Below are 17,049 nucleotides of genomic sequence, written 5' to 3'. Positions count from 1 at the left end.
CGTTCCCCCAGGAAGCCTGGCAACCCAACCGCCTGGGAGTGTAAAGGCTCAAGTGGCTTGTGTTTAGATAGTTAATTAACTACCAGACTATTTACTGCGTTATACGCAACGGAACAACCCTTTGTTTAGAGCAAAATGCCCCGCAGCGATAAGCGGTAGTGGCGGCTTAACCGCAGGCGCTGACCACTATGCAGCACCACGTCATAATCGCCATTGTAGCGCGAACGAGTCTCTTTCACACAAGCCAGCCGGACCACAACCGACCGGTGGATGCGGACAAACTGAGCGGGGTCGAGTTGCTGCTGAAGATGTGTCAGGGTTTCTGAGTGCAGGTAGGTACGGGCAGGGGTATGGAGTTTGACGTAATCACCGTCGGCTTCAATCCAGTCGATTTCATCAACCGATACGGGCACGGTGCGGCTGCCCGTTCGGACGGTGATAATTGTGGAACACAGGTGCGCCTGAGCAGCCGCAATCTGCGCTGTTAACCGGCGCAGGTGCTGGCTGTATTCCTGGGTCTGCCGCAGCAGGCGTATCTGGTCCAGAGCGCGCTGAAAGGCTTTGTCGAAGCGCTCGGCGGAGAAGGGTTTCAGCAGGTAGTCCAGCGCCTGCCGGTCGAAGGCATCTAAGGTATAGGCATCGTAGGCCGTAACGAAGATGAGCTGAGGAACATAGCCTTCGGGCAATTGCTGCGCCACCTCTAAGCCCGAAAATACCGGCATTTTAATATCCAGAAACAAGACATCAGGCCGGTGTTGATGGACGTCGCGCAGCACCTCTCCCCCATCGGAACAAGCCGCCACTAAGGTCACCTGCGGGAACCGGGCCAACTGAAGTTGAAGGGCCTGACGAGCCAGTTTTTCGTCGTCGGCGATGAGCACATTAATCATGTTGCTGTAACGGAAAGCGAAGTTCGACAATCGTTCCTGCCGTATCGTTCGGGCACATCGTCAGCGAATAGTGCGACCCGTACTGACTTTGCAGCCGCTCTTCGGTTAAGCGCAGGCCATTACCCCACCGAACGGATGTGGTCAGTTTAGCCGTTCCTTCGTCGCGCACCGACAGCCGAATCTGCCCATTTTCTCCCTGAGCCGCAATGGTTATCCGGCAAGGCCCGGTAGCCGTTTCAACGGCGTATTTGATGGCGTTCTCCACCAGCGGCTGCAAAATCATGTACGGCACACGGGCATTGAGCAGGTGGTCGTCGGCCTGCACCGAAACCAGCAGTTTATCGGCGAAACGCACGGCCTGAATGGCTAAATACTGTTCCAGAATGTTCAGTTCTTTATGGAGCGGAATGAGTTGTAGCTGATTCTCTTTCAGGGCATTGCGAAGCAATTCGCTCAGCCGGTTGAGCATGTCCACGGCCCGGTCGTGGTCGTGCAGTTGCACCAGTGTAGTGATGGAATGCAAGGTATTGAACAGAAAATGCGGCTGTAACTGACTTTTGAGAAAACTCAGGCGGGCCTCACTTAACTGACGTTCCATGTCGACGGTACGAAGCTGACTGAGCCGCCATTCCCGATAAATAGTTAAGGCTTTGTGGCCAGCCAGAATGAGCCAGTACATCAGCACGAGGTAGATCAGGTTGGTGGCCAGCATCTTTTGCCAGACGCCACTAAAGGTATAGGGCGGCCCCATATTAAACAATCGGCTTAGCCCCATCATGGTGGCGGCAAACGCGGTAATATGCAGTACACTGACCATCACTGAACTCAGCAAATGAATCAGGCCGTGCCGAAATTCATCCGGTGCTTTCAGCGGAAAGCGATCACCCAGCCAGAAGACCAGCACCGACACGGGCGCCATCAGGAGCCAGTACGTTTTAAAGATCAGTACCTCGCCCCAGTCAAGTTCGGTTTCCCGCAAAGCCGCAAATAACAAATCCTGACCGGTTGCCAGAAGTGCCAGCAACGTCCAGAACAAAACAAGGTAGATGCCGGGCAGACGGTTCACGTTGAAAACCCGTTATAGTTGGGTATGCAAAGCTAACGGGTTTCCATACGATATGGCCCCCACTTACTCACTCCGCAAACTCTTCACCGGATTCATCAGGGCGGCCTTGATGCTCTGGAAACTGACCGTCAGCAGCGCAATGCCCACGGCTGCCAGGATGGCCACTAAGAAGTACCACCACTCCAATTCAATGCGGTAGGCGTATTTTTCGAGCCAGCCGCTCAGGAAATACCAGCCCAGCGGAAAGGCGATGAAGGCCGCCAGCAAAACCAGTAAAATGAACTCTTTGGATAACATACCCACGAGGTTCGTTACGCTGGCCCCCAGCACTTTCCTGATGCCGATTTCTTTGGTGCGCTGCTCAGCGGTGAACGCGGCTAAGCCGAACAGGCCCAGACAGGAAATAAAAATCGCCAGGAACGCAAAATAGCTGGATAGCTGGCTGACCGTGTTTTCGGCCTTATACAAATTGCCAAATTCCTGATCGGTGAAGGAATACTTAACCGGAAAACGGGGATTAAACTTTTTAAAGGCCGCTTCTATGCTCGCCACGGCCTGTTTGGTTTCTCCCGCGTGGGTGCGAACCAGCACATTTCCCCAGTTATTTGTCGTGTCACTGACTCCGCGCTGCAGCCGTAAAATCAGCGGTTCAATGGCTGTGTGGAGTGAGTTATAGTGGAAGTCTTTCATCAGACCAATGATTTTTCCTTTCCGATCCCACATCGTCATCTCTTTGCCGACGGGCGATTTGTACCCCATTTTTCGGGCCGATGCTTCGTTGATCAGGTAATTGCTGGTGTCGGTGCTAAAGGCGGGAGAAAAATCGCGGCCGTCGAGGAGTTTGATGCCCATCGTTTTGACGTAGTCATACGAAATCGCGTTCTGACTAAAGAGTATCAGTTGAGTGGTATCTTTCCCCGGCCATTTTACACCCTGTGTCGAACTGCCCACTTCGAGCGGGTCAGATTGGGAGCATGTTACCGATTTGATGCCCGGCTGCTTTTCCAGTTCCTGCCGGAACGTCTGAAAGTTTTTCTGCAAATCGCCTTCTAAAGGTAAATAAAGCAGATTTTCGCGGTTGTAGCCAAGATTTTTGGACTGGATGAACTGAAGTTGCCGGTACACCACCAGCGTGCCCAGAATCAGCATGATGGACAGGCCAAACTGGAGCACGACGAGGCCTTTTCGGAAATACGTTGCACTCGACCTGAACTTCAGCGCCCCCTTCAGAATGACCACCGGATTCAGCGACGACATGAACAGGGCCGGATAACTCCCCGAAACTAAGCCCGTGAGCAGGGCTAAACTAACCAATAGCAGGAGAAAGGTGGGATTGGAAAAATCGAGCGCCAGGTGTTTACCGGTCAATTCGTTGAAGACGGGCAGAATAAGCAGCACAATCACGACCGAAAACACCAGCGACAGTAAGGTAATCAGCATGGATTCGCCCAGAAATTGGCCCATGAGGCTGTTCCGATACGCGCCCACCACTTTCCGGACGCCCACTTCTTTGGCCCGTTTGACCGAGCGGGCGGTGGCTAAATTCATGAAGTTGATGCAGGCAATGGCCAGAATGAAAATGGCGACAATAGAAAAAATCCGCACATACTCGATGCGCCCCCCGTTTTGCTGACCTGCCTCCCAGTTTGAATAGAGATAGGACTCACCAAAGTTTTGCAGGAATAACTCAACGTTGCTGTCTTTATTCTTGGTCTTGACGTAGTTCCTGATCTTGGCATTCACCTTATCAATCGACACATTCGGCGCCAGCAGTACGTAACAGCGGGGGCCATTGTTTCCCCATTCTTTCGACCAGGGGTTTGTTTTCTGCCACCGGTCGTAGCTCATCAGGAAGTCGAATTTCAGCGAAGAGGCTTCGGGCATGTCGGCCAGAATACCCGTCACCATCACATCATCTTTGTTGTCAATCCGTACAAGTTTCCCCATCGGGTTCTGCCCTTTAAAGTATTTGTCGGCTAACTTCTGCGAGATCACCAGCCCGTCGGGGCGTTTGAGCGCCGTTTTGGGGTTGCCCTGTTTGAGCGGAAACGAAAACATCGTCAGAAAGTCGCCCTGAACGGCGCGGCCCTTTTCTTTCTCGAAGGTGTTGCCGACCGTGAACAATGGAGACTCCTCCCAGAGTGACTGACTGGCTAACTGGATTTCGGGAATGTCTTTCACGATGTTTTCGGCCAGAATACCGGGCGTCGACGGATAGGTATTGATTACACCCGTATAGTGCTGATTTTCCATGACCCGGTAGAGTCGGCTGTCGTTCAGATGAAACCGGTCCATGTGCCGTTCATCCTGCACCCAGATCATAATCAGCAGGCTGCAGGCCATGCCCAGGGCCAGCCCCAGAATGTTGATAAAGGAGAACGTCTTGTTTTTCCAGAGGTTTCTCCAGGCGATTTTAACGTAGTTTCGGAACATAGTTGTCGATTTATGTAGAGCCGCAACACCTTGCGTCTCCGGCACCGGATGGTTCTTAGTGGCATAAACTATTGCTGAGGCCTGTGAGCCCCAACGTATTGCGGCTCTACTCGGTTCGCAAACTCTTCACCGGGTTCATCAGGGCGGCCTTGATGCTCTGGAAACTGACCGTCAGCAGGGCGATGCCAATGGCCAGTCCACCCGCCCCGGCGAACATCCACCAGGCCATGTCGATGCGGTAAGCAAAATCGGCCAGCCATTGGCTCATGCCCCACCACGCAATGGGTAAGGCGATGACAATCGCCAGGATGACCAGTTTGAGAAAATCTTTGGAAAGCAGCGCGATGATGCCCGTTACCGACGCGCCCAGCACTTTGCGAATGCCGATTTCTTTCGTGCGCTGTTTCGCCGTGAACGCCACCAAGCCATAAAGCCCCAGACAGGCAATGCAGATGGCTAAAACCGAAAAATAGGTGATTACCCGCCCGTTACGCTCCTCAGTCTGGTACAGTTTGGCGTAATTCTCGTCGACAAAAAAGTACGGGAACGGCCGGCCAGGGTCCAGTTCGCGCCATTTCTTTTCCAGTTGCCCCAACAGCACACTGGGCTGGCCAGTGGCAAATTTTACGGAAACAAAGGTACTGGCCTGCTTCTCGGTGGGCCGGTAGAGAAACATAATGGGTTCAATCTTCTGCGTCAGACTGGCGTAGTGATGGTCGTTCACCACGCCCACGACCTGCCGGTTCCGGTCGAGGCTTTTGCCGTCGATGGTTTGCCAGCCGAATGCTTTCAGAGCGGCTTCATTCAGAATTACCTGATCCTGAGCCAGCGAATCCTTCTCCGACAGACTGGGGGTAAAATTTGTGCCTTGTACCAGCTTGATACCATACACACTGAAATACGATTCATCGACCACCACGCGCCGGATTCGGAAGGGCTGCCCGGCCGTCCAGCCCACCGGTTTGACCAGTGTATAGGAATTGCCGATGTTGTCGCCCGGCACATTGGCCGACGTTGTCACGCCTTTTATACCCGAATAGCCCAGAAGTTCTTTTTTAATCCCGGCTATTTTCAGCCGGGCGGCTTCACTCTCCGGGTACTCGTCGGCATTGGTGGGTATAACTACGATGTTTTCCTGACTGAACCCCAGCGCGTGGGTTTTCATAAAGGAAATCTGCCGATACACCACCAGCGTGGCACAGATGAGCATTACCGCCAGGGCGAACTGACTAACCACCAGCAGCTTACGCAACTGAGTGCCCGAACCAAGCTGTTTGAGCTGACCCTTGATGGCTTCGATGGGCCGGAACCCCGATATGTACAATGCCGGAACGCCACCCGCAAACAGGGCAACCCCCACCAACACGGCCAGTACAGAGAGGGTCAGTTGAACCGTGCTGAAGATGGTTTCGGGCAATTGAGTATCCAGCGTCTGGTTGATAAGGGGCAGGGCCAGCTTAACCGCCAGCAGCGCAACCCCGAACGAGAAGCCGGTCAGCAGAAACGACTCACCCAGGAATTGAGCCACTATATGACCTTTGCGGGCGCCCAGCACTTTCCGAACGCCGATTTCGCGGGTCCGCTCGATGGAGCGAACCGTGGCTAAGTTGACGTAGTTGATGGTGGCAATCAGAATAATGATGAATGCAATGCAGAGCAGGATGTAGGCAAATTTTTCGCTCTGGTTAAACTGGTTGTGCAAGTCGCTGAAAGGCAACAGTTTCAGCCACATCCGGGACGCTATTTCCTTGTCGAAAACTTTGTTAACAAAGGCGGGGAACTGCACTTCCAGATCGTTAGGCCGACTGTTCGGGCTTAGTAAAACATACGTGTAAAGAAAGGAATCGTCCCACCCGGCTGCTTTTACGTCCACCATTTCCATCGCATTGGCAAAGGGCAGAATGATGGCCGGCCGAATGGACGAATTCCCCGGCATCGGCTGTAACACGCCCGCTACATAAACCGAATAACGATTGTTACCGGTCTGTAGCTGAAGCAACTGCCCAACGGGGTTGGCCTCGCCGAAGTATTTTTGGGCAATTTCGGGGGCAATCAGCACGCTGGATTTGCGGGTAAGCTGCTGATAGCCGTCGCCCTGCATCAGTGGCAGGTGAAACACGCGGAACAACGACGGGTCGGCAAAGACAACCGTCTCCCGGAACTTCTGCCCGTCTTTTTCCAGCCACATGGGCGACTCCCAGTAGCGGGTTCCGGTTTGAACCGCCGGAAGCTCGCTTTTTAGGGCGTCGAGCGTGGGCACCCAGGTTTCATACACCGGCTTGATGCCGTCGGGCGTTTTTCGCTCTTTATACACCAGAAAAATGCGGTCTTTCTGCTCATGAATCTGGTCGAAGGTGAGTTCATAATAGGCGAACATACCCAGCACCAGCGCCGAGGATAAGCCAACGATAAGGCCAAACAGGTTGATCGTGGAAAAACTCTTGTGCTTGACTACGTTGCGCCAGGTCACTTTCAGGTAATTGCGTAACATGAGTTTGTTGTTCGTTAGCTACCGCTAACGGGGTCAACTACTGTGCCACGCCTGAAAACAGCCTTTGGAAGTAAACAGAAGCCCATCAATAAAGAACCGACTGTCCGAAACCGTACAAAATCTGTCCGTTTTTGAACGGGATCAGGCCGTTATGGCTCATCAGCATCGTTACCTATTCACGTACACATAACCTTGAGCTATAACTACCGGAGTGCAGGCGAATTTCTTCCGGATGGATCGCCATCAACTCATTCGCCCGACCGGCTAAACAGGGTCCGGCGGGTTCGGCGCGACATGGCGAGGGTGGTGCCGTCGCTCAGGTTAACCGTGCCATCCCGAACTGCTCGTTCGTTTATTGCTTACGCAATCGTTAGCCTAAATTCCGTGCCAGCTCCCGGCTCCGACCGGACGCTGATCTGGCAGGCAATGGCCTGGGCTAAATCGCGGATCAGGTGCAGCCCCAGCCCGCTTTTACCCAGAATAGCCGCGTCGTTGGTGTAAAGGACTTTCAGTTGACTCTCCGACATACCAGGGCCATTGTCGCTGATGGTCAGAATTACCCGCCCATTTTCGGGCCGGGCCTGCCACTGAATGTGGGCATCGGGCCTGTTTTTCAGAGCATTGATGGCGTTGCTGGTCAGGTTCTGCATGATCGTGCGGAGGTAGTCTTCATCGGTGGCTACCTGTAACTCCTGGGGCGCATCGAAGCTGAATCGCACATGGGGTACCCCCGCGAAGAACCGTTGCAGGTAATCATACAAGGTGTCCACGGGAATTACTTTTATATCGGGTTTAAATTGTTGCATCTGCCCCTTGCTCCAGAGCAACATAGACTCCATCGTATCGAGCAGGCCCTCGGCGGCTTCGGTGACGGTTTGCTGATGGCGGGCTACCTGACCGGGGGGTAGCAGGTCGGGGCTTTCGCGCTGGAGGTGCAGAAAATTAATCAGGTTGGCAACGGGGCCGCGCAGGTCGTGGCTCAGAATGGCGAAAAACCGGGCTTTTACCTGATTGGCTTCGTCGAGTTCCTGATTCAGGTGGAGCAGGGTCGTATTGATTCGTTTGCGGGTTCGGCTCTGCCAGTAAAGCAGTCCGCCGATCACCAGCAGCAACCCGACTCCCACGAGCAGTGCCAGTTGCTGGCGTTTCTGCCCCGCAATGATCAATCGATTGATTTCGAGTTGTTTGTCGCGGAGTTCGATTTCGCGTTGGCCTTCCAGTCCGGCAATCTTGTTTTTGGCTTCCTGAGAGTACAGCGAATCCTGCGCGGCCTGGTAGGCTCGAAAGTTCTCGTAGGCTTCTTTGTAATTGCCCGTCAGGGCCTGCAATTCCGCCAGACTTCCCCGAAAATACGCCTGATCGCCCACTTCCCCCTTGTCGGTACTGAGCCGGATAGCTTCGGTCAGGTATCGCTCAGCCAATCGCAGTCGGGCAGTCCTGCCGGTGGGCTGGCTTGTAGCCGTAGACGGGCTGGGCGGTCGGCCGCTGCCGTGGCGCACCAGATCGAAATAGGCCACGCCGAGATTAGCCAGGTTGCTGACCGCGTCGAGACTTCGGGGGTTAAAGCTGTCCCAGAGTTGCTTGGCTTTCAGCGCATACTGGATTTTTTTGTCATAATCCTGCTGCATCGCAACGGACAGGTTGCCATAGGTGCGGGCTAAGCCTTCTTTATTATCCACCTGCTGATGCCCTGTTAACGCCCGCAAACCAAATTGCCTTGCTCTGGGCCAATCCTCCATCAGCGTGTAGAGAGCCGCCATACTGGTCAGTGACGAGGCCAGCTCACGCCGGGCATTGATGTCGGGGTTACGTTGTTGTTGCCGGAGTGCTAAAGCCCGCCGACCAAATTGCAGGGCTTTCGGGAAGTTTTTCTGAATCCGATAAATTTCTGATACGTTATCGAGGCTGATGCCAATGAGGTAGTTGTCGCCGGTGGCCTCGGCATATGTTAATCCTTCGAAATAGTAGCGCGTAGCGGCCGGGTAATTAGAGCGAATATTATGTTCGGCCACACCGAGGTTATTGGTCGTGCTGGACAGATTCCAGGTGTCGCCCAGTGTTTTGTAGATGGCAATCGCTTTCAGGAAATAATGTCGGCAGGAATCGTAGTTGCCTTTATCGCTGTAGGCCCGGCCCATGTAACTGTTAAACACCCCAATGCCCCGCTGCCAGTTCATGCGGGTGGTATGCTGCAGTCCCAGTCGGCTGTAATGCAGGGCCTGGTCGATGTTGGTAAAAAACCATTCGTCGGCAATAATCCGGTATAGCCGACCCTTCGCAGTGTCGTTGGCGGCTTTGGGTAGTTCAGCGATTAACGAGTCGATGAGCACACGCCCCTGCTTTTGTGCCAAAGCAGGAACCACAAAAAGAAGTGAAAGCAACAGTAGAAGTAACTGCCATAAAACCCCCAAACCCCCTGAAGGGGGCTTTACTCGTGTTCGGACAAAGCCCCCTTCAGGGGGTTTGGGGGTTTTATGGAATCCGGGCATAGAACAAGTTAACTGAAAAGAGTTAGGTCAACCGGCTGGCCTGTCGGCCCGGATCTATCCCCTCCAGCCCCGCCCGGTAACTCCGCCCAACGGGCAATGTAAACTGGTGAACATAAATCTGTTGACTGGTGATCTTGTCGATGTAGTGCCGTTGAACGGCATAACTACGGTGAATACGCAGAAATGACTGGAAGGGTATCTCCTGCAACAGATTTCCGATGGACGACAGCACCGTATATTGCCGGGTGGCCGTCACGATACGGGTATAGTCTTTCAGCCCCTCCAGGTACACTACCTCGTGCAGGTTTAGTTTAATCTGCTGGTGGCCGTCCCGGATGAATACGGTATCGGCTCCCAAACTCAGATCGAACAACTGCGCCTTGCGGGTCAGGTCAAAAAACGTCTGAACGCGGGCCATCGTGTGGCTGAACCGCTCGGCCCGGATGGGTTTCACCAAATAATCGAACGCATCGACCGCAAAACTCTCAGCCGCATAGTCGGGGTAGGCCGTAATAAAGACGCAGACTGGCACCTGCATCAGACTGGCCCGCAGGTCCAGACCATTCAACCCCGGCATATCGACATCCAGTAACAGCACATCAATCGGCTGGTTTTGCACAACGGACAAGGCTTCCGCAGCCGACGCAAACACCCCCACCACGTTGAGCAGCGGGTACTGCCGGGCGTGAGCCAGAGCGGTGAGCCGGTCAATTTCGTTGTCGTCGACAATAATGCAGGAATAGGTATTGTGGGGCATTGCCAGCTAGTCTGTTACTCAAATGTATGCGCTTTTTGGCTTAGAAATCAACCGCTTGCTCAAATTGACCTGCTGTTAGTCGATTCAAACAGTCGTTAGTCGAGCGACTATTGTGAGCGTGGGCTAACGTAAGCAGTTTCGACCCATCAACGCCGATTAGTCATGAGACCGCTATTGTTTTTATTACTGCTAACAGGTTGTACCAGCCCGGCCAACGACCCAACCCCAACCAACCCGACGAATCCAACCAATCCAAACACGGGTTCCCCGGCACTCGGTAACGGACAGCCGGGCGTGGTGGGCATCAGCGGCATCAGCGCGTGGGATAACCTTTCCGCCACCGAGAAAGGCCGGGTGAACGGCTGGAACAGCTTGTTTGTCCACGCATCGGTGGGGGGTGATCTGGAGGACGGGAGCCAGAATAACGGGGTCAAGTTTGAGTTCTACGACGGCACTACCCTCAACGATGGCCCGAACGGCGCCGACTGGAATTCCATCAACAACGGCAACAACATCTCGAACGGAGAACCCGACAAAAAGATGGCGGCTTTCAAACGCGAAGCCATCGAGCAGAAGGCAAAACTTCAGATTGCCATCTTCAAATTTGGTTATGCCGACATCACCGACGCCAACGTAGAACAGGCCAAAACCGCCTACAAACAGATGATTGACGACCTGCGGGCGGCTGGCATCAAACGCTTCGTACACATCACTCCACCCCTGATTTACATCGTGACCAAAGACGACGGCAACGCGGCCAAGATGAAAATGGGTGCCTGGATGAAGGATACGTTTAAAGCACAGGACGTGGTTTTCGATTTGCAGGAAATTGAATCGGAAAATGGCGCGTGCAAACTCGGCAGTGTCTGGACCATCTGCGATAAATACCGGTCTACGGCCAACTGTCCCAGCAAAGGGCAGGGCATCGATTCCCCTGAGGGACAGGGGCATATCTGCGAAAAAGAGGCCAACCGAATCAGTAAGGCGTTTTTGCTGGCGATTTATAACGCGGGAAAATAACCCGTAGCTGCCCATAGAATTGGTTCTCTAACAATTTTTGTGATTATCCGCAAGCATCCTCGGTCTGTATCCTCACAGACCGCTATACCTACCTGATTGCCAGCGGTCTGTGAGGACACAGACCGAGGAGACACCGTCGAATGCATCCCTCTCCACAGAAATTGTCAGAGAACCACAGAATTCAACTCAATACCTACCAAATGACTATGCAACGCCGTGATTTTCTGTCTACCTCCGCCGTCATCGGCCTGCTTTCCGGTATCAGTTCAACTAATGGGTCGGCGCATCCAACGACTGGCGACCCGCTGAAACCGTTTTACCTGCCGCCGATCGAGCCGCTGCAACCCGGTCCGTCGGGGCTGAACACTCGTACCCATGTTCGGCAGAGCCAGACCAACGGGCAATTTTCGTGTGTCGAGTTTGCCGTAGCGGCCCGGAAAATGGGACCGTCCCCGCACCTGCACAAGGAACTCGATGAACTGATGTATGTGCTGGAAGGAACCATCAGCGTCATTGTGGGCGAGGAAGTTTATCAGGTGCAGGCGGGCGGCTGGCACCTGCGCCCGCGTGGCATTATGCATACGTTCTGGAATGCTACCGACAAACCCGCCGTTGGCATCGACTGCTATTTTCAGCAACCGTTTGAGGACTATCTGGAAGCGTCGATTCATACGATTCCCGAGGCCGCCAAAACCCGTGGTTTAGCCATGAATTCGCCGGAAATACAGGCCATGTACCGCGACCTCCGCCAGAAATTCGGCATGGTTAGTTTCCCCGAAAAACGGCAACCCCTCATCGACAAATACGGCCTTGTGGCGTAAAAGACACCTATTCCATGACAAAAGGCGCGAAGATATTGCTGTTTGTGCTGGTGCTGGCGGGTCTTAGCTGGGGGGTGTATGAGTGTAAATACTACTACAGCTACTACGCCGACCTGAAAGACCGCCCCTGGGCCTACAGCCAGGACGAAAACGCAAAACTACTCGTCGGTACGTGGGAGGGTGAATTTAAGGACCCCGATGGCGTACAGAAAACCATCCGGCTCGACATCCTGATTCCGATGACCGATGAGGGGCGGGCCAAAAAAGCAGGCAAACGCACCCGTCGGCGGAGCGGGCTGGGTTCCCGAACCGATAAGCAGGGTTTTGACGGGTTGGCAACCGTGACCAGCCAACGCGGAACAGAAGAGTACGACGTGTGGGGTTCGGTCGGAAAAGACGACTGGCATCAACTCAACACGGTTCACTTTCGCACAGTAGACGAGAAGAAGCAGGTACGTAAAAATTTCAACATCAATGAAGCCAACGGCGGGCAATGGCAGAACGACCAATTGACACTCACGCTGGCGTTCACGTATACCACAGCCACCGGATCAGGCTATTCCGACAGTGCCGACCCGCGCTACGAGAAGAAAGCAACTATCAACTTTTCACGCACAAAATCATGAAAAAATACCTCGCCTACAGCCTGTTAGTGGCTGTTCTGTTCGGCAACTCGGGAGCGGGTTGCGGTAGCAAAAACGCCGACGACCCACAGCCGGATAAGTTCCAGTCGCTGATTGGAAAGTGGCAATTGGAACGCGTTGTTTCTGAAGGTATAAAACACAGTGGAAAAGTCATTAACAACACGTCGGACGTTAAGAAAAACGGCGGAGTTTACGTTTATGAGTTTTTCAGCGACGGACGGCTGCGAGCCACGGGGGACGGGAAAAGCCGGGACGTGCGCTGGGAATTGAGCGTTGTTCAGGCCGATGTTAACGGCGATATAAATAATGGAACACTGAAAATCATCGGCGATGAAGAGCGGCAACTGGCCAAACTCCTGGGGCAAAGCGGGGATTTGACATACGACATCGGCATCATTGGCCACAAAAACGACCCTACCGCGATGTATTTGAGCGTAGACGCGACCAAACTGGAAGCGGATGAATACAAAAAGCTAGTCCTCACCTATATCTACCATAAACTGTAAGCGCTCTTGAAACGTACCCTGCTTTCTATCCTCGTCAGCCTATACCTGTCGACATCTCCGCTACTGGCGCAGAGCGTGGCAGGCACCTGGAAACGCACGGCCATGCTGATGACCGATGCCAGCGGCAAAACGACTGATGAACTACCCGAACTTACCAAGACAATGCCCTGCACGGCGGGCATAACCTACACCTTTCTGGCCGACGGAACCATGCGAACCGATGTACCAGAGAGTTGTGGACCGATAAAAAAAACCATTGAGCAGATGAACAAAGCAGGTCGGTGGTCGGCAACGAGCAACAAACTCAGGATTGTGGTGCCCGACAAAAGCCTGCCCGATTCCGATTATTCTCTCACTGTGAGCGGCAACACCATGACCTGGGATTTCGATTATGCCGCCAATCCGCAGATGCCGAATCCAGGCAACGCAAAACGAATCGTGATAAAATACACACGCTTGTAAGCCTTTTTTCGGCAGGATTAAAGACTATCGAAATTTCTACAAACCAATGCCTGGTTCCCTGTCGCTGTGGGGATACAGCGACAGGGAGGGGACAATATCCTTTGTGTCTATATCTAAATAAAATCTTGTTAATTCTCAAAAAAAAGCCATTAATATGCAAAAATCCCTATGTCTATTCATTTTTGTGGGGATTGCTCTATTCGGGTTGACACGGTGCAGAAAGACGGACGAGGTTGACCCCGGAACGACGACCACGCCCGGCAACAGCACCTCCACACCGTCTACCAGTTCGGGGTTTGCCTGCAACGAACCCAATCCCGCGCCCCGAACGTGGGTTGTGGCCACAAACGGCAACGACAGTAACGATGGAAGCGTGGGGAAACCACTGAAAACCATCCAGAAAGCGGTCGATTCGGCCCGGCCGAGCGATGCTGTCGAGCTACGCGCCGGTACGCACGAGAGCCGCGAAATCAGAATTCGTACCTGTAACCTCACGCTTCGGTCGTATCCGGGTGAGTGGGCCGTTATCAAAGCCGTCACGAATGTGGAGGATATCACGTCGGTGCTGTGGTATCGCGAACCGACCATTGTAGGTGGACTCATCGAGAATCTGGAAATCGTGGGTGGCTATCTCTACGGCATCAAACTCGAAAACAATTGGGAAAATAACGAACCCGTTCGGCGGGCCGTCAGCGACCTCACCATCCGCAACTGCCGCATTCACGACACGGGCCGCGACTGCATTAAAATCGTGCCGGGCTGCGCCAACATTAAGATTTTGAACTGCGAGATTCACCATTCGGGCGTTGGGCCAGCCAATGTATCGGCGGATAATGCGGAGGGCATCGACAACGTGAACGGGCCGAATATGCTGGTGCGAAACTGCTACTTCCACGACATTGCCACCACGGGCCTGTATGCCAAAGGCGGGGCCAAAAACTGCATCATCGAAAACAACCTCATTGTCAACTGTGGCGAAATGGGCGTGACGGCGGGCAACACCGACACCGACGAAGAATGGTTCGACAAAGACAATACCGACTATACCGAAAGTTTCGACATTATTATTCGTAACAACATCATTGTCAACGCGAAATGGGGTGGCGTAGGGCTGTTTGCCGCTGTTCGTCCGCAGGTGGTCAACAATACTTTCGTGAATGTGGCGAGCGATACATACGGCGCGTTGTACATCAGCCGGGGCGAAACCTACGTGAGTCCGAACGGGGCATTACGTACTCCACCCTGCCGTGACGTAAAAGTTCTGAACAACATTTTCGTGCAGGCGCAGACCGGCGACCGGGCCATGATTCGGATTCGCTACAACGACGACGATAAAGCCGAATCGCTGACGGGCAATAGCTAGATTGATTACAACCGCTATTTCCGAACCGGCTCAGCGGCTATCTACGAAAATCGGCAAACCAGCGATCTGACGTTTACCCAGTGGAAAGCCGCCACCAAATTCGACGCCCACAGCACCGAGGGTGACCCTAAACTCAACGCGCAACACCATTTGCAGGCCGGAAGCCCCTGCCTGAAAGCAGGGTTGCCCCAATCCATTATTACAACGGACTATGATGGTAATTCTCGCTCCGGCAATCCCGACCTTGGTGCCGACGAAGCGGGCGGCACGGCGTTGGCGGTGCCGCCCCCGGCGAGTGTGACTGGCACCGGGCTTAAGTAAGCTTTGGTCAGAAAATTTCGCCCCTTTCCTAAGTATAACTGCCGTTTAATCAAAGGTTTTCACCTTTCGTTAGATGGTAATTTAGCTTTAGTATCGTAACCATTACCTGCCCACTATAACACCTCCTCTACGGGCAACTAACGAAGCACGGCCATTGTCGTTCAGACACGTAGCCTGTTCTCGATTGACTGCGAAATCCAAGTAAATTTTCTCTTTTTTAAGCCACAGGAAACCATGAAAAACGTCCTTGTTATCCTCCTTCTGGGTGTCGTTCTATCCTGCAAAAAATCCGACCCGGAGCCAACACCCTTTTCCATCGAGAGTTTTGACCCGGCGCAGGGCATAGCGGGTACCGTTGTTACAATTAAAGGCACAGGGTTTTCCAGCGACCCCACTCAGAATGTAGTAAAGTTCGGGAGCAGTTTGTCGGCCGTTGTGACCAGCGCATCGACGTCGCAACTGATCGTGACCGTTCCAACTACCGCCCAGAGTGGAAAAATAACCGTCGAAACAGCCGGACGAACGGCTCCGTCGGCAACCGACTTTACGTTTATCGATGGCCCCGTCGTCACCACGTTTAGTCCCGAACAAAGCGAAGAAGGCGATGAGATTTCGATTAAGGGTTATAATTACACCAACAATACCGGCGTAAAATTCAATGGTATGGCGGCCAAAACCGTCACCCGTGTGAGTACGACCGAACTACGGGCCATTGTCCCCGATGGCGCGACAACCGGAAAAATCACCCTCGAAGACGCGGGTAAGCAGACCACCTCTCCGAAAGACTTCACCGTTATCACCCCGCTTTCGGCAAAGGCTACCGTCACGAAATTAGTGGGACTTCCGGCCTTTGCAACAGCGGGGGCCGATGGCGTCCGGATGGCCTACACGAATAACCTTCTGTATATCACCGGACCTGGCCAGAAAACTGTTTACCGCATGGACCTGACCACGCTGGGCGTGGCATCATTTCAAACAATTACCGATAATCCAGTGGGCATTGCCGTCTCGGGCGACCAGATTTACTTTGGTGACACCGGTTCCGGTTATTATTATACCTATCGCTTCGACAAGCTTTCCAAGTCAACGGCGGCTGACTCAAAAGCGCAGTCATTTTCGCTGAAACCGGGCGGTGCTACTGGAAAATACAGTTACATCTGCGCCAATTTCAACAACGAACTGGTTGGTATCGTCAGTGGAACGGCAGGCGGCAATTCATCATCGAGTTTCTCCACAACGGTTGTCAACACACAGCTCAAAGGAACGCCCGACCAGGCCAACGCCCAGTTGGCGACCAACAGCAAAAGTGTCTTCGTATTCTGCAATCAGGCCCTCTGGAAATTGCAGGCCGACAACACGCTCAAACTCATTGCGGGGACTGCCGGTCAGAAAGGGTATGTCGATGGCGCGGGTGGGGCGGCCCGGTTTCAGGATGGCGGCTATGCGCGGGGCAACACCATTGCTGTCGATGAGAGCGATAATGTGTATGTCAATGATTATGGGTCAGGCTGCATCCGCAAAGTCGATGCATCGGGAAACGTAACGACCGTTGTGGGCAATAAGAAATTTTTCGGCCAGACCGGGGCGACTAAATCAGGGAGGGGTCATCGGATGGCGTTCCGCTTCGACCAGTTCGATATCGCCCTGGGGGCGGATGGCACCTTGTATGTCATCGCCAATAACGACGTACAAAATGCGGCCCTTCGCTTCGCCGTCTATAAGGTCGTGTTCGACAGGTAGATTCGGGTGATCCTACCGGCAACAAAAACCCTGGCGCTACGTCACC

Annotated in this window: 14 protein-coding genes; 8 read left to right on the top strand and 6 right to left on the bottom strand. The window is 53.5% G+C overall.

All coding sequences use genetic code 11. The features are described from left to right. Positions 1-125: 125 nt before the first annotated feature. From ACYVI1_RS14975 to ACYVI1_RS14950, 6 genes are all read right to left on the bottom strand, one after another. Complete coding sequence (locus ACYVI1_RS14975; RefSeq protein ID WP_460911416.1) at positions 126-890, bottom strand: LytR/AlgR family response regulator transcription factor; 765 nt, start codon at positions 888-890, stop codon at positions 126-128. Next, complete coding sequence (locus ACYVI1_RS14970) at positions 883-1,956, bottom strand: sensor histidine kinase (protein ID WP_460911415.1); 1,074 nt, start codon at positions 1,954-1,956, stop codon at positions 883-885. Before ACYVI1_RS14970 ends, ACYVI1_RS14975 begins: the two co-directional genes overlap by 8 nt. 63 nt (positions 1,957-2,019) lie before the next feature. Continuing rightward, entirely contained in the window at positions 2,020-4,389 is a 2,370-nt protein-coding gene (locus tag ACYVI1_RS14965) for an ABC transporter permease (RefSeq protein ID WP_460911414.1), read from the bottom strand. A gap of 106 nt (positions 4,390-4,495) precedes the next feature. Next, positions 4,496-6,880, bottom strand: a complete 2,385-nt coding sequence (locus tag ACYVI1_RS14960; protein WP_460911413.1) for an ABC transporter permease — start codon at positions 6,878-6,880, stop codon at positions 4,496-4,498. A gap of 359 nt (positions 6,881-7,239) precedes the next feature. Further along, positions 7,240-9,261 carry an ATP-binding protein gene (locus ACYVI1_RS14955; RefSeq protein ID WP_460911412.1) on the bottom strand — a complete coding sequence of 674 codons (2,022 nt, stop codon included), beginning with the start codon at positions 9,259-9,261 and terminating at the stop codon, positions 7,240-7,242. 130 nt (positions 9,262-9,391) lie between these two features. Beyond that, positions 9,392-10,126 carry a LytR/AlgR family response regulator transcription factor gene (locus ACYVI1_RS14950; protein WP_460911411.1) on the bottom strand — a complete coding sequence of 245 codons (735 nt, stop codon included), beginning with the start codon at positions 10,124-10,126 and terminating at the stop codon, positions 9,392-9,394. A 162-nt stretch (positions 10,127-10,288) separates the two neighbouring features. Between ACYVI1_RS14950 and ACYVI1_RS14945 the strand changes: the two genes are divergently transcribed. From ACYVI1_RS14945 to ACYVI1_RS14910, 8 genes are all read left to right on the top strand, one after another. Beyond that, positions 10,289-11,146: a hypothetical protein gene (locus tag ACYVI1_RS14945; RefSeq protein WP_460911410.1), complete on the top strand. Its 858-nt coding sequence runs from the start codon at positions 10,289-10,291 to the stop codon at positions 11,144-11,146. A 200-nt stretch (positions 11,147-11,346) separates the two neighbouring features. Then, on the top strand, positions 11,347-11,967 hold the full coding sequence (locus tag ACYVI1_RS14940) for a cupin domain-containing protein (protein ID WP_460911409.1): 621 nt from the start codon (positions 11,347-11,349) through the stop codon (positions 11,965-11,967). A 14-nt stretch (positions 11,968-11,981) separates the two neighbouring features. Next, on the top strand, positions 11,982-12,593 hold the full coding sequence (locus ACYVI1_RS14935) for a hypothetical protein (RefSeq protein ID WP_460911408.1): 612 nt from the start codon (positions 11,982-11,984) through the stop codon (positions 12,591-12,593). Next, positions 12,590-13,117 carry a hypothetical protein gene (locus ACYVI1_RS14930; protein ID WP_460911407.1) on the top strand — a complete coding sequence of 176 codons (528 nt, stop codon included), beginning with the start codon at positions 12,590-12,592 and terminating at the stop codon, positions 13,115-13,117. Before ACYVI1_RS14935 ends, ACYVI1_RS14930 begins: the two co-directional genes overlap by 4 nt. Positions 13,118-13,123: 6 nt before the next feature. After that, positions 13,124-13,579, top strand: coding sequence for a lipocalin-like domain-containing protein (locus ACYVI1_RS14925; protein WP_460911406.1), 456 nt, complete (start codon positions 13,124-13,126; stop codon positions 13,577-13,579). Between the two features lie 154 nt (positions 13,580-13,733). Continuing rightward, entirely contained in the window at positions 13,734-14,942 is a 1,209-nt protein-coding gene (locus ACYVI1_RS14920) for a right-handed parallel beta-helix repeat-containing protein (RefSeq protein WP_460911405.1), read from the top strand. Positions 14,943-15,092: 150 nt separating this feature from the next. After that, complete coding sequence (locus ACYVI1_RS14915) at positions 15,093-15,263, top strand: choice-of-anchor Q domain-containing protein (RefSeq protein ID WP_460911404.1); 171 nt, start codon at positions 15,093-15,095, stop codon at positions 15,261-15,263. 234 nt (positions 15,264-15,497) lie between these two features. Next, the gene (locus ACYVI1_RS14910) at positions 15,498-17,003 is read left to right on the top strand and encodes an IPT/TIG domain-containing protein (RefSeq protein WP_460911403.1); all 1,506 of its coding nucleotides are present in this window, start codon (positions 15,498-15,500) and stop codon (positions 17,001-17,003) included. The last annotated feature ends 46 nt before the right edge of the window (positions 17,004-17,049 follow it).

The organism is Spirosoma areae (genome assembly GCF_054781775.1).
The sequence above is the reverse complement of the archived record's forward strand: the minus strand, read 5'-3'. Positions and strand labels throughout refer to the sequence as shown.

Coding starts and splice junctions, on each gene's coding strand:
- ACYVI1_RS14975 (WP_460911416.1), bottom strand. CDS start 890: ATGATTAATGTGCTCATCGCCGACGACGAAAAACTGGCTCGTCAGGCC.
- ACYVI1_RS14965 (WP_460911414.1), bottom strand. CDS start 4,389: ATGTTCCGAAACTACGTTAAAATCGCCTGGAGAAACCTCTGGAAAAAC.
- ACYVI1_RS14960 (WP_460911413.1), bottom strand. CDS start 6,880: ATGTTACGCAATTACCTGAAAGTGACCTGGCGCAACGTAGTCAAGCAC.
- ACYVI1_RS14950 (WP_460911411.1), bottom strand. CDS start 10,126: ATGCCCCACAATACCTATTCCTGCATTATTGTCGACGACAACGAAATT.
- ACYVI1_RS14945 (WP_460911410.1), top strand. CDS start 10,289: ATGAGACCGCTATTGTTTTTATTACTGCTAACAGGTTGTACCAGCCCG.
- ACYVI1_RS14940 (WP_460911409.1), top strand. CDS start 11,347: ATGACTATGCAACGCCGTGATTTTCTGTCTACCTCCGCCGTCATCGGC.
- ACYVI1_RS14935 (WP_460911408.1), top strand. CDS start 11,982: ATGACAAAAGGCGCGAAGATATTGCTGTTTGTGCTGGTGCTGGCGGGT.
- ACYVI1_RS14930 (WP_460911407.1), top strand. CDS start 12,590: ATGAAAAAATACCTCGCCTACAGCCTGTTAGTGGCTGTTCTGTTCGGC.
- ACYVI1_RS14920 (WP_460911405.1), top strand. CDS start 13,734: ATGCAAAAATCCCTATGTCTATTCATTTTTGTGGGGATTGCTCTATTC.
- ACYVI1_RS14910 (WP_460911403.1), top strand. CDS start 15,498: ATGAAAAACGTCCTTGTTATCCTCCTTCTGGGTGTCGTTCTATCCTGC.